Here is a 12364-nt window from a genome sequence, read left to right on the forward strand (position 1 = left end):
CGTCCTACTCCACTCCCTCACGCTCGATCGGCACGCTCCGCGGGTTCTGCATGTGCTCCCTCGCCGCGCCATAGCGCTGCTGCCGCTTGTGATGGAACGCCACGAACTCATCACGTGGCAGCGGCCGCGAGAACAGCCAGCCCTGTCCGAATTCCACCTTGCGGCTGTGCAGATAGGCCAACTGAGCTTCGGTCTCCACGCCCTCGGCCACCACCCACAGCCCCAGCTCCTTGGCCATGTCGATGATGTGCGGGGTCACCGGGCTGGTCGCGCTCTCGGTGCCGATCGCATCGATGAACGACTTGTCGATCTTCAACGCATCCAGCGGCAGCTGCTCCAGGTACTGCAGGCTGGAGAAGCCCACGCCGAAATCATCGATGGCCACGCTGTGGCCGGCACGACGGGCCTGCGCCAGCATGGTGCGTGCGCGGTCCAGATCGAGGAAGCCACGCTCTGTGGCCTCCATCCAGATCTGTTGCGGCAGGATGCCGCTGCCGGCCATGTGCTTGGAGATCATCTTCAATGCGCGACCGCTGCTGATGTCCTCGGCGGCAAGATTGATCGCGATGTGCGCGCTGCGATCGGCCACCAGCAACTCGCGCATGTCGCGCACCACGTTCTCGATCACCAGGTCGGTGACGTCGGCGATCATTCCGGCTTCCTCGGCCAATGGAATGAACAGGTCCGGGCGCACCTGGGTGCCATCCGGGCGCTGCCAGCGGATCAACGCCTCGGCGCCGACGCAGATGCCGGTATCCAGTTCGATGATCGGCTGGTAGTGCAGGTACAGTTCGCGGCGCCGGATCGCGGTGGCCAGTTCGCCGCGCAGCGACAGGCGGCGACGTGACAGCCAGATCACCAGGCCGGCACCCGCGGCGGCCAGCAGGACGCCCAGCGGCACGAACAGCCACGCCTGCTGGCGGAAGGTCGCAGCCAAAGCGGTACGTGGCGTGGTTGCGATTGCCAGCCACTCCTCGTTGCGCGCGGTGGCGTACAGCGTGTTCTGGTTCAGGCCTTCGCCCGGGGCTCGCAGCAGCGCTTCCAGCAGCGCCGGGTCCATGCCCTGCTGCCTGGCCAGCAGGCGGCCGTCCGGGCTGGCCAAGGCAAGGCGCACGTTCGGGTCGGCGATGACATCGACGAAGCGGCGCGGATCGACCAGCACGTCGTAGTTGCCATACAGGATCGACAGGACCTGGCGCCGTCCGCTTGCCTCGGGGCGCACATCCACGGCGATGCCGGCGCCATCACTTGTGACGTGGTCGGACTTGGGCTGGTTGACGTCGGACAGGAACGGGCCCCACGACGTGCAGCGCAGCTTGCCACCCTCGAAGTAGCCCATCTGGTCGACCGACGGCGAGGTCATCACCAGCGTCTGCATGCGCCGGATGTGGTCCGGCCCGCACGGATCGTAGGCACCGGCCTCGGCGGACTTCAACGCGGCCAGCGCTTCCAGGTAGGACTGGTCGGCGCGGCGCAGGGTGCGGCCGGCGATGTCGCGCAGGCGCTGCTGCTCGACACTGACCGCACGGTCCCAGGTGGCATAGGCCATCACCGCGATCGGCACGGCTGCGGCCAGCAGCGCCAGTGCGGTGCCGCCGATGATCACGCGCAGGCGGCTCATGGCCGGGGCTCCAGCGGGGCGGGAGGGGCAGGGCGCATGGTCGGGCCGGTCCTTGGGCAGGTGCGGCTATCTGAGCATGGCGCCGGGCCGGGCGGAATGGGATCAATACGGTATTCGGTCACATTGTGGTGAAAGCGGCCCGCTTTGACGCAATAGGTCCGTCTGGCGCTGGCGCTCGGCGCCGCGGAGGACTACCGTCGAACGCTTCGCCCGCCCTTTTGCCCGCGCCCATGACCGAGCCCGCAACGCCCCCCGAGCACCTGCGCCGCAGCCTGTCCAACCGCCACCTGCAACTGATCGCCATTGGCGGTGCCATCGGTACCGGCCTGTTCATGGGATCGGGCAAGACCATCAGCCTGGCCGGCCCGTCCATCGTCTTCGTCTACCTGATCATCGGCGCGATGCTGTTCTTCGTGATGCGCGCGATGGGTGAGCTGTTGCTGTCCAACCTGCAGTACAAATCCTTCATCGATTTCTCCACCGACCTGCTCGGCCCCTGGGCCGGCTTTTTCTGTGGGTGGACCTACTGGTTCTGCTGGATCGTCACCGCCATCGCCGATGTGATCGCCATTGCCGCCTACGCGCAGTTCTGGTTCCCCGGGCTGGATGCGTGGATACCGGCGCTGGCCTGCGTGCTGCTGTTGCTGTCACTGAACCTGGTGACGGTGAAGCTGTTCGGCGAAATGGAATTCTGGTTCGCGTTGATCAAGATCGTGGCGATCTGCGCGCTGATCATCACCGGTGCCGGGCTGGTGGCGTGGGGCTTCACCTCGCCCAGTGGCCACACCGCGGCACTGTCGAATCTGTGGAATGACGGTGGCATGTTCCCGATGGGCCTGGTCGGCTTCTTCGCCGGTTTCCAGATTGCGGTGTTCGCCTTCGTCGGCATCGAGCTGGTCGGCACCACCGCCGCCGAGACCGCCGACCCCGAGCGCAACCTGCCCAAGGCGATCAACTCGATTCCGGTGCGCATCATCATCTTCTACGTGCTGGCGCTGATTGCGATCATGGCCGTCACCCCGTGGCGCCAGGTGGTACCGGACAAGAGCCCGTTCGTGCAGCTGTTCGTACTGGCCGGCATTCCCGCCGCCGCCAGCCTGATCAACTTCGTGGTGCTGACTTCGGCCACGTCCTCGGCCAACAGCGGCATCTTCTCCACCAGCCGCATGCTGTACGGCCTGGCCGAAGAGGGCCACGCACCGCGTGTGCTGTCTCGGTTGTCACGCGCGGCGGTGCCGGCCCGCGGCCTGCTGTTCTCCTGCCTGTGCCTGCTGGGCGGCACGTTGCTGATCTACCTGATCCCGAACCTGGTGACGGCCTTCACCCTGGTGACCACGCTGGCCACCGTGCTCTTCATTTTCGTCTGGTCGCTGATCCTGGTGGCCTACATGGTCTACCGCCGCCGCTACCCGGAGCGCCACGCCGCCTCGATCTTCAAGATGCCCGGTGGCGTTGCCATGTGCTGGGCCTGCCTGGTGTTCTTCGCCGGCGTGCTGGTGCTGCTGAGCCTGCAGGGCGATACCCGCCAGGCGCTGATCGCCAGCCCGGCGTGGTTCGTGCTGCTGGGTGTGGGGTACTGGGTGCGTCGGAGGACCGCGAAATGACCGGGGACGCGGAGGGGGCGGCAATGCCGGAAATCGCGAACGTTGGAACATCGGAACATCGGAACATCGGAACATCGGAACATCGGAACATCGGAACATCGGAACTTCGGAACTTCGGAACTTCGGAACGTTGGTAGAGTCGACTGTTAGTCGACTGCTCTCCCATGGGCCACCGCAAAACCCCGCGCTGCGCGCGATAGTCGACTAACAGTCGACTCTACCGGTGCAGCTACCGGTGCCGGTTCCAGTTCCGTTGCGGGTCCCGGTACCCACCCCATCCCCATTCACTTGGCGTTAGCGGGCGTGGCCGGATCATCCGGCCGCCATGTCCCGTCGCCCCTTCCTGCTCGCACTGTTGCTGCTGTCCAGCCTGTGGCCGGGGCTGGCCGCCGCGCGCACCGTCTACCGCTGCGTGCAGGGCAACACCGTGAGCCTGGCCACTGCCCCGGAACCCGGCTCACGTTGCACCCCGAAGGAAATCGACGACAACGCCATCCAGGCCCCGAACCTGTGGGGCAACATGGGTGTGTTCAGTGGTGTGCTGTACGAGCGCGAGCAGGATGGCGTGCTGGTCTATTCCACCCGCAACCTGCCTGGTTCGCGGGTGTTCCTGAAGTTCACCGTGGCCACGCCGCCGGGTGAGCCCGCCCACGAGGGCCTTGGCAAGGTCGGCAAGCCGCAGCTGGCCCAGCATGCCAAGCAGTTCAAGGCCGCCGCCAAGGCCACCGGCGTCGACGACGCCTGGCTGCGTGCAATTGCCCATGCCGAGAGCAATTTCGATGCGCTGGCGGTCTCGAGCAAAGGCGCGCAGGGCGTGATGCAGTTGATGCCCGAGACCGCGCAGGAATTCGGTGTGCGCGATCCGTTCTCGCCGCAGCAGTCGATCGAGGGTGGCGCGCGCTACATGCGCGCGCTGCTGCGCCGCTACAACGGTGACAGGCCGCTGGCGGCAGCGGCCTACAACGCGGGCATCGGTGCGGTCACCCGCTACAAGGGGGTGCCGCCGTATGCCGAAACCCTGGCCTATGTGGACAAGGTGATGGCGCTGTACGCACGCTACCGCGAAGCGATGGGCATCCGCGCCGAGGTGCCCGCGCGCTAGGCAGGCGGTGCTGTGCGCGCGGTTGCGGGGGGTGTTGCAGAGCCGAGCATGGGCTCGGCTCTACACAAAAGCCGCTCAGCGCGAGGTCGAGGTACTGACCAGTTCGTAGCGCTCGATCCGGCCGACGCGTGCAACTTCGGCCTGCACATCGGCGCGTTGCTTGAGCGCACGCCAGGCCGCATCGATCTTCACGTCGCCCGGCAATGACGGATAGGTGCGCATCTCCTGCAGGCTGGCCAGCGTCTCGCCACGGTCGGTGGGGGAGCGCAGCTGTTCGATCAGCACTGCGGCTGCGCCGTCCAGGTTGCCTTCGTCCAGCAGCATCTCGCGATGGAACAGGCGCGCGTCGTCGCGCTGGGCGAGGATCACCGAGCGTGCGGCTTCCATTGCCTGGGCATCGCCGCGTTCGCGGGCGGCAGCGAACTGCACCAGGGCTTGTGCGGCTTTGCCGTAGGCGCCGAGACCGGGGAGGTCCTTCACGGCCTGCGCTGCATCCTGCATGCGGTCCAGCGAGGTGAACACGAAGGCGACATTCAGCCGGTGCTCGATGTCGTCCGGGCCGAGTGCGCCGATGCGGGCCGCCTGTTGCGCCGCCGCCAGGGCATCGTCGGTGCGGCCCAACCGGCGCAACGCGGTGAACCGGCTGTTGAGCAGCCACGCCACCCACTCGGCTTCCTCCGCCGACGGCGATTCACCTTCCGCGGCCGCACGGGCCATGCCGTCGGTCAGTGCCAGCACTTCTTCATTGCGGTCCAGCATCAGCAGCGTGACGCTGAACTGGGCCATGCGCGCGTCCAGCTTGCGATCAAGCAGGCCGGACACCCGCAGGTCGTCCAGGTGCTTCTGCGCGACCTGTACCGGGTCGAAGCGCGGATCGGCACGGTCGACATAGCGGTCGAAGCGCTTGTCGCTGCGCAGCTGGATGATCTCGGCGGGGCTGTCGATGCGGGCCAGCGTGGCCGGGATCGCATCGCCGCGACCGTTCTCGGCCTGCAGCGTGGCCAGCGCCAGCCACAGTCCGGCCGGCTCCAGGCCACCGCTCTTCCAGCCGTTGTCGAACAGCGCCTGCAGCAGGTCCATGCGCTGTCGTGGCTGATCGTGCAGGCGATACTGCAGGTAGCCGATCGTCTGGTGATCGAGTGGCACGGGCCCGTCGGCATGTTTCAGCGCCTGCACCAGATAGCGGGTGGCCGCCGCAGGCTGGTTCTCGGACAGTTCCACCGACATCAGGGTGAGCAGGATCTGCGTATCGTCGGGCAACGCTTCCATCGCCCGCTGCAGATAGCGGCGGGCCTGGGCCGGCTTCTTCTGCATCAGTGCGGTCCAGCCGGCCACCTGCGAGGCACGGCCCCGTCGCTCGGCGTCGAAGTCGTCCAGCAGCGGATCCTCCATCAGCCGCTCCATGGCAATCAGCGCCCCCAGCGTGTTGCCGCTGCGCGACTGCTGGATCGCCTCATCCCAGCGCGTGGCGTAGGCCATGTGTACCGCGTCGCTGGTAACCGACGGCTTCTGGGGTGCCACCGTGATCGAGGCGGACACGGGCGTGCTGGCCAGCGTGGCGATCAGCAGGGCGGCGAGGGGGAGCGTGCGGGGCATGGAGGTTCTCCATCCGTGGGAACCGCATTGAACCTGCTGTGGCCAACGAGAACAAGCGCGGTGCATGGAACTCTGGTATCCGGCCGCACGATTGGCCGTGGCGCATCCCGTGCGCAGCGTCTATTGTCGGTACCTCTTCAGACAGCAGCAGGTAGTGCAGCGCGATGGCACGGTGGCAATGGATGGCGGCAGGCGTGGCGTTGGCAACGGCAGTGGCACTGGCGGCGACCTGGTGGGAGGCACCGCTGCACACGCTGGCTGAACCCGCAGGCCCCGCGCCCACGCCGCTGGCCTGGACTGCGCAGATCGAGCCGCTTGCCGGCGATGGTCATCCGGGTGACCGCGACGGTGCCGCCGCGCAGGCCCGCTTCGCCGACCCGTATTCACTGCTGCGCGGTGCCGATGGCAGCATCTACTTCACCGATGCCGGCGACAACAACCGGATCCGCCGCCGCCTGCCCGATGGCCGCGTCGAAACCGTAGCGGGGCAGGGCGAGGGACGCGTTGATGGCCCGGCGTTGCAGGCCAGCTTCAATACGCCTTCGGGCATCGCGGCCGATGCGCAGGGCAACCTGTACGTGGCCGACACCGGCAACCATGCGATCCGCCGCATCGGCACCGATGGCCAGGTCAGCACGCTGGCCGGTGGCGAACAGGGCCATGCCGATGGAGTGGCCGCGCAGGCACGCTTCGATGCACCGATGGGCATCGCGGTGGACGCGCAGGGTCAGGTCTACGTGGCCGATACCTACAACGACCGTATCCGGGTGATCGGTACCGACGGCACGGTGCGCACCCTGGCCGGTGGTGAGCGCCCGGGAATGGCCGATGGCGTGGGCGCCGCGGCGCGCTTCGATACGCCGGTGGCAGTGGCCCTGGACGCGCAGGGGGCGTTGCTGGTGGCCGACCTGTTCAACAATGCGGTGCGCCGCGTCGGTGCCGATGGCACGGTCAGCACCGTGGTGGGTGGTGGTGGCGTGATCAACGGGCCGCTGTCGTTGGCCACCACCCACGATGGCGTGCTGTACGTGGGCGACATGGATGGCCGCATCGTGCAGGTGACGCCGCAGGGCCATCAGATCGCGCTGGTCGGCAACGGTCGACTGCCACGCCTGGCCCGCCCCAGTGGGCTGGCGATGGACGCCGACGGCAGCGTGCTGGTGGCCGACGCGACGGCCTATCGCCTGCACCGCCTGCGCCCGCTACCGGTGGGGGAACTGCCGGCGCCGGCGCTGGTCGGCCCGGCCGCCGATGCCGCGCTGCCCGATACCGGCGGACGCTGGCCGCTGGCGCCGCAGCAGGGCTGGCACGAAGTGGTCGGCACGCTCGGCGAAGTGCGTGGAAACTTCAAGGGCGAGAGTCGCCATCACCTGCACGGGGGCTTCGACGTGCGCGGTGATGTGGGCCAGACCGTGCTGGCGATCGCCGATGGCAAGATCAGCAGCCCGATGGCGGCCTGGAGTCTGGGTGAACAGGCCGAGGGCCTGGCGGTGGACCGCCTCAAGTACATCCACATGCGGGTGGGCCGCACCCCACGCAATGAACCGTTCGATGCGCGCTGGCAGGCGCTGTACGACGAACAGGGCAGGCTGGAGCGGATGCGCGTGCGGCGTGGCATGCGCATCCGCGTCGGTGACCGCCTGGGCAGCATCAACAACCAGGCGCACGTGCACCTGGCCGTCGGCACCGGAGGTTTCGAGACCAATGCCGTGGCACTGGGCTTCCACAACTACGCCGACCACTTCGCACCGCGCATCACCGATGTGGCGCTGCTGGACGACAACGACCAGCCAATGGCCGCAGGCAGCGATGGCGTGGTGATGGTGGCGCGCCAGGGACGCGGTGTGCAGATCGTGGTGGAGGCCTGGGACCAGGTCGACAACAATCTGCCACGACGCCGCCTGGGCATGTACCAGGTGGGTTACCAGATTCTCGATGCGGGCGGCCAACCGCTGCAGGGCTACGAGCAGCCACGCTGGAACATCGTGTTCAACCGCATGCCGCCGCAGCGGGAGGCCGTGCGCGTGGCCTACGCGCCGGACAGCGGCATCACCGTGCATGGCAGCGCGGTGACCCGTTTCCGCTATCTGGCGACCAACACCGTGCGCGATGGCCTGATGGAAACCGGCCGCTGGCAGCCGGCAGCGCTGCCGCCGGGCGAGTACGTCGTGCGTGCCAGCGTGCGCGATTACAGCGGCAACGAAGGCATCGGCCCGCGCGAGATCAGGGTGCGGCTGCTGCCATAGCCGCAGCCGGGGCACCGCAGCGTTCGCGCTCGGCGTCCATGTCTTCCAGCGGCCGCACTTCGATGCTGCCGAAGCGTGCCCACGGGAAGTCGCGGGCGATGCGCATGGCTTCGTCGCGGTCGCGGGCGACGATCAGGTTGAAGCCGGCCAGCAGTTCGCGGGTTTCGGCGAACGGGCCATCCAGTACGCGGCTGTGGCCATCGCGCACGCGCAGGGTCTGTGCGGTATCGACCGGCTGCAGTTTCTGCGCTACCAGCAGCGTGCCCTCGGCCTGCAGCTTGTCGGCGTGCGCGAGGCAGTCGCGCATCAGCGCATTGAATTCCTCGAGGGGCAGCGCCTGCAGCAGGGCAGGCTCGATGTAGATCAGAAGCAGGTACTGCTGCATGGCACGGTCCTGGCGGGGGCGGGGTGCCCATGATGGCGCAGGATTGCGCGTGGGCATGCTGCAGCGCGGGAGGCGCGCCTTCGGCGGATCGGCGAACGGCGAAGCCCCTCCGTGGTGGGGTTGGGTTGGTCGCTGAACGCTGGGTTTCTGGCGATTGGCCGGGTGGGGAGGCAGGGCAGGGGGCGCTGCAAGTACGTCCATGTAAGCTCGGTCGCCGCATCCATGCGGCTCACGCCCCTGCCCTGCCTCCCCACCCGGCCTTGGACAGATCTCTGCGGCTGACCCACCACGGGAAATCACAAGCAAGAGCAAAAGCGGGTCGCTTCGCTCACAAAGCCGAGGCCGCCAGCCATCCGCCGTTGCTGCTGACGTTGCTTTTGCTTTTGCCTTTTTTCCTTGATCTTCCCGTGGTGGGTACCGCAGGCAGGAAACTGTCCAGGGCCGGGTGGGTAGGCGGGGCGGGGGTGTCCGCGGCATGCATGCCGCGGTCAAGCCCCCAGGGATGGGTTTACGGCGTCCCCCGACCCGTCTACCCACCCGGCCAAACCCATGAACCCAGCGTTCAGCGACCAACCCAACCCCACCACGGAGGGGCTCCGCCGTTCGCCGACCCCCGCCGAAGGCACGCTTTCCGCGGAAGAAAAAAATTCCAACAGACCTGTCGATTCCCAGCCCCCTGGTTCGTTGTACCCAGTGAAGGGCACGCATCACGCGTCCCCACGGGAGACTGCAATGAAAGTAATGGTGATCGTGAAGGCCAACGCCGACTCCGAAGCCGGCCGCATGCCCAGCGAACAGGAACTGTCCGAAATGGGCGCCTTCAACGAACAGCTCGTGGCCGCCGGCATCATGCTGGCCGGTGAAGGCCTGCACGCCACCCAGCGCGGTCGCCGCATTCACTTCGGCAGCGGCGCGCCCAAGGTCGAGGCCGGTCCGTTCGGCCCCGCCGGCGACCAGATCGCCGGCTTCTGGCTGTGGGAGGTGCGCTCGCTGGACGAGGCCGTCGAGTGGGCCAGCCGCGCGCCGTTCGGCAGTGGCGGCACGCTGGAACTGCGCCCCCTGATCACCGCCGAAGACTTCGGTGAAGCCTTCACCCCCGACTTACAGCAGCAGGAACAGCGTCTGCGTGCACAGCTGGAAGGTTGATCCGATCCATTTCCCCGCCGGGCATGGCCCGGCGATGCCGCCCTGAAACCCTCAACGGAGTAGTGCCATGAAACTGATTCCCTTCCTCGGCTTCAGCGGCCAGGCCCACGATGCGATGGCGTTCTACGCCAAGGCACTCGGTGGCCAGGTCACGTCGGAAATGAAGTACCGCGACATGCCGCCCTCCGATGGCTCGCCGGGCTGCAACGAGATGCCGCCGGAAACCCTCGACCACGTCGCGCACAGCCAGCTGGAGATCGGCAACGCCATCCTGATGGCCGCCGATGGCCCCGGCGGTGGCGAGGGGGGCTCGACCACCATCAATGTCGATGTCGACAGCGTCGAAGAAGCCGAGCGCGTGTTCGCCGCGCTGGCCGAAGGCGGCCAGGTGCAGATGCCGATCGCCGAAACGTTCTGGGCGCACCGCTGGGGCATGTTGATCGATCGCTACGGCAAGCCGTGGATGGTCAACTGCATGAAACAGCCCTGATCCCTCTTTTCTTCATCCACAAGGAGCTTCACCGATGAGTACACCGCAACCGCAGATGATCTTCGTCAACCTGCCAGTGCAGGACCTGGAGAAGTCGAAGGCGTTCTTCACCGCGTTGGGATACAGCTTCAATCCAACCTACACCAATGACGATGCGGCCGGCATGGTCATCAGCGAGAGCATCTACGTGATGCTGCTGACCCAACCTTTTTTCCAGCAGTTCACCAACAAGCCGATTGCCGATGCGCACACCCACACGGAAGTGATCAATGCGCTCTCGGCACCCAGTCGCAAGGCCGTTGACGAGTTGGTGGACAAAGCACTGGCCGCCGGCGCCAGCGAACCGCAGCCGGCGCGCGACCTGGGCTTCATGTACCAGCGCGGCTTCCAGGATCTGGACGGCCATCTCTGGGAAATCGCACACATGGACGGCGAGCCGGGCTGACGGTCGCCGCAGGGAGAACCCTCATGGCTTACGTGGATGCTTACGTTCTGCCGTGCGCGCAGGACAAGGTGGCGGCTTACCGCCGCCTTGCCCGCAAGGCCGGCGCGGTGTGGAAGGACCATGGCGCGCTGCAGTACATGGAGTGCGTGGCCGACGACGTGGAACCAGGCAAGAGCACGTCGTTCCCGCGCGCGGTGAAGGCCAGGCCCGGTGAAACGGTGATCGTCGCCTTCGTGGTGTTCCGCTCGCGTGCGGCACGCGACCGCATCAACGCGAAGGTGATGGCCGACCCACGGTTGGCGTCGCTGGGCCCGAAGGACATGCCGTTCGATACCAGGCGCATGTTCTGGGGTGGCTTCAAGCCGATTGTGGAAGCGTGAGTTGCGGCGCTTGTGCGGGCCGGGCGTGCGTGCTGTGATCGGCGCATGCTCGATCCCGCACTGACACAGCGTCTGGAAACCCTCTGGCGGATGGAGTCGCCGGTGTTGATCGCGCGCCTGGCGCGGCTGCTCGGGGGTGATGTCGGCCGTGCCGAGGAGCTTGCCCAGGACACCTGGCTGGCCGCGCTGGAGCGCTGGCCGGAGCAGGGCATCCCGGACAATCCCGGAGCCTGGCTGATGACCACTGCGCGCAACCGTGCCATCGATGTGCTGCGCCAGCACCAGCGCGTGGCGCAGCAGCATGCGCAATGGGGCGAGGAACTGCATCCGGCACCCCTGCCAGCGCCGGATGACAGCCAGGCGCTGGAAGATGACCTGGGTGACGACCTGCTGCGCCTGATGTTCGTGGCCTGCCACCCGGTGCTGCCGGCCGATGCGCGCGTGGCACTGACCCTGCGCCTGCTCGGTGGCCTGACCACCACCGAGATCGCGCGCGGCTTCCTGCAGCCCGAACCGACCATCGCCCAGCGCATCGTGCGTGCCAAGCGCACCCTGGCGCAGAAGCAGGTGCCCTATGAAGTGCCGCGCGCGGAAGCGATGCCCGAGCGGCTGGCTTCAGTGCTGGAGGCGATCTACCTGGTCTTCAATGAAGGCTATGCGGCCAGCGCCGGCGATGACTGGATGCGACCGGCGTTGTGCGAGGAAGCGCTGCGGCTGGCGCGCATCCTGGCACATCGGCTGCCGGTACCGCCGGTTCTGGGCCTGCTGGCGCTGATGGAACTACAGGCGTCGCGCGCTGCGGCACGGACCGACGCGCAGGGCGCGCCGGTGCTGCTGGACCAGCAGAACCGAGCCCGTTGGGACTGGTTGCAGATCGAGCGCGGGCAGCAGGTGCTGGCGCGCGCGCTGGCGGCCGGTGGCGACGACGATCCCTACGTGCTGCAAGCGCGCATTGCCGCCTGCCATGCGGCTGCGCGTCGGGCTGAAGCCACCGACTGGCCGCGTATCGCTTCGCTCTATACCCAGTTGCTGCAGGTGATGCCTTCGCCGGTTGTCGCATTGAACCGGGTCGTGGCGGTGCTGCGCAGCGAGGGCGCGTTCGCTGCATGGGTACAACTGCAGCCGCTGCTGGTTGATGCACGCCTGCGCGACTATGTCCCTTTGCAGGTGGTCCGCGGGGAGGTACTACAGGCGCTGGGGCGTGACCTCGACGCACGTCACGCTTTTGCCGAGGCCGCCAGGCTCAGCCAGAACCAGGCGGAGCGGGGCCTGCTGCGGCAACGGGCCGGACTGCCGCCCCAGGAGTGACTGCGACGAACGCAGCACTTGTCGGCAGGCGCGTGAGCGGC

11 protein-coding genes are annotated in these 12364 nt (G+C 67.4%); 8 read left to right on the forward strand and 3 right to left on the reverse strand.

Annotated features, from left to right (window positions below; genetic code table 11):
* Positions 1-4: 4 nt before the first annotated feature.
* Entirely contained in the window at positions 5-1621 is a 1617-nt protein-coding gene (locus tag ACZK29_RS02280; RefSeq protein WP_478446610.1) for an EAL domain-containing protein, read from the reverse strand.
* A 230-nt stretch (positions 1622-1851) separates the two neighbouring features.
* Here ACZK29_RS02280 and cycA point away from each other — a divergent pair, with 230 nt between their 5' ends.
* Entirely contained in the window at positions 1852-3225 is a 1374-nt protein-coding gene (gene cycA, locus ACZK29_RS02285) for a D-serine/D-alanine/glycine transporter (protein WP_478446611.1), read from the forward strand.
* A gap of 325 nt (positions 3226-3550) precedes the next feature.
* Positions 3551-4327: a lytic transglycosylase domain-containing protein gene (locus tag ACZK29_RS02290; protein ID WP_459047929.1), complete on the forward strand. Its 777-nt coding sequence runs from the start codon at positions 3551-3553 to the stop codon at positions 4325-4327.
* A gap of 75 nt (positions 4328-4402) precedes the next feature.
* Here the strand turns inward: ACZK29_RS02290 and ACZK29_RS02295 are convergent, their stop codons facing one another.
* The gene (locus ACZK29_RS02295; RefSeq protein ID WP_478446612.1) at positions 4403-5923 is read right to left on the reverse strand and encodes a tetratricopeptide repeat protein; all 1521 of its coding nucleotides are present in this window, start codon (positions 5921-5923) and stop codon (positions 4403-4405) included.
* Positions 5924-6087: 164 nt separating this feature from the next.
* Between ACZK29_RS02295 and ACZK29_RS02300 the strand changes: the two genes are divergently transcribed.
* The gene (locus ACZK29_RS02300; RefSeq protein ID WP_478446613.1) at positions 6088-8169 is read left to right on the forward strand and encodes an NHL repeat-containing protein; all 2082 of its coding nucleotides are present in this window, start codon (positions 6088-6090) and stop codon (positions 8167-8169) included.
* On the opposite strand, the gene ACZK29_RS02305 is transcribed toward ACZK29_RS02300, so the two are convergent.
* The gene (locus ACZK29_RS02305) at positions 8147-8554 is read right to left on the reverse strand and encodes a YciI family protein (protein WP_111205277.1); all 408 of its coding nucleotides are present in this window, start codon (positions 8552-8554) and stop codon (positions 8147-8149) included. The two genes, ACZK29_RS02300 and ACZK29_RS02305, sit on opposite strands and share 23 nt — an antisense overlap.
* A 732-nt stretch (positions 8555-9286) precedes the next feature.
* On the opposite strand from ACZK29_RS02305, the gene ACZK29_RS02310 reads away from it, so the two are divergent.
* The 5 genes from ACZK29_RS02310 (at position 9287) to ACZK29_RS02330 (ending at position 12323) form a co-directional block, all read left to right on the forward strand.
* Entirely contained in the window at positions 9287-9700 is a 414-nt protein-coding gene (locus ACZK29_RS02310) for a YciI family protein (RefSeq protein ID WP_111204919.1), read from the forward strand.
* Positions 9701-9767: 67 nt separating this feature from the next.
* Positions 9768-10190: a VOC family protein gene (locus tag ACZK29_RS02315; RefSeq protein WP_111204920.1), complete on the forward strand. Its 423-nt coding sequence runs from the start codon at positions 9768-9770 to the stop codon at positions 10188-10190.
* Positions 10191-10224: 34 nt separating this feature from the next.
* Positions 10225-10635, forward strand: coding sequence for a VOC family protein (locus ACZK29_RS02320; protein ID WP_111204922.1), 411 nt, complete (start codon positions 10225-10227; stop codon positions 10633-10635).
* A gap of 23 nt (positions 10636-10658) precedes the next feature.
* Positions 10659-11015, forward strand: coding sequence for a DUF1428 domain-containing protein (locus ACZK29_RS02325; RefSeq protein WP_111118363.1), 357 nt, complete (start codon positions 10659-10661; stop codon positions 11013-11015).
* A 45-nt stretch (positions 11016-11060) separates the two neighbouring features.
* Positions 11061-12323: an RNA polymerase sigma factor gene (locus ACZK29_RS02330; RefSeq protein ID WP_111204924.1), complete on the forward strand. Its 1263-nt coding sequence runs from the start codon at positions 11061-11063 to the stop codon at positions 12321-12323.
* The last annotated feature ends 41 nt before the right edge of the window (positions 12324-12364 follow it).

It is taken from the genome of Stenotrophomonas sp. 89682_Sma (assembly GCF_056481405.1).

Bases quoted from the DNA above. Each gene is read 5' to 3' on its own strand.
- ACZK29_RS02280 (WP_478446610.1), bottom strand. From the start codon at position 1,621: ATGAGCCGCCTGCGCGTGATCATCGGCGGCACCGCACTGGCGCTGCTG.
- cycA (WP_478446611.1), top strand. From the start codon at position 1,852: ATGACCGAGCCCGCAACGCCCCCCGAGCACCTGCGCCGCAGCCTGTCC.
- ACZK29_RS02290 (WP_459047929.1), top strand. From the start codon at position 3,551: ATGTCCCGTCGCCCCTTCCTGCTCGCACTGTTGCTGCTGTCCAGCCTG.
- ACZK29_RS02295 (WP_478446612.1), bottom strand. From the start codon at position 5,923: ATGCCCCGCACGCTCCCCCTCGCCGCCCTGCTGATCGCCACGCTGGCC.
- ACZK29_RS02300 (WP_478446613.1), top strand. From the start codon at position 6,088: ATGGCACGGTGGCAATGGATGGCGGCAGGCGTGGCGTTGGCAACGGCA.
- ACZK29_RS02305 (WP_111205277.1), bottom strand. From the start codon at position 8,554: ATGCAGCAGTACCTGCTTCTGATCTACATCGAGCCTGCCCTGCTGCAG.
- ACZK29_RS02310 (WP_111204919.1), top strand. From the start codon at position 9,287: ATGAAAGTAATGGTGATCGTGAAGGCCAACGCCGACTCCGAAGCCGGC.
- ACZK29_RS02315 (WP_111204920.1), top strand. From the start codon at position 9,768: ATGAAACTGATTCCCTTCCTCGGCTTCAGCGGCCAGGCCCACGATGCG.
- ACZK29_RS02320 (WP_111204922.1), top strand. From the start codon at position 10,225: ATGAGTACACCGCAACCGCAGATGATCTTCGTCAACCTGCCAGTGCAG.
- ACZK29_RS02325 (WP_111118363.1), top strand. From the start codon at position 10,659: ATGGCTTACGTGGATGCTTACGTTCTGCCGTGCGCGCAGGACAAGGTG.
- ACZK29_RS02330 (WP_111204924.1), top strand. From the start codon at position 11,061: ATGCTCGATCCCGCACTGACACAGCGTCTGGAAACCCTCTGGCGGATG.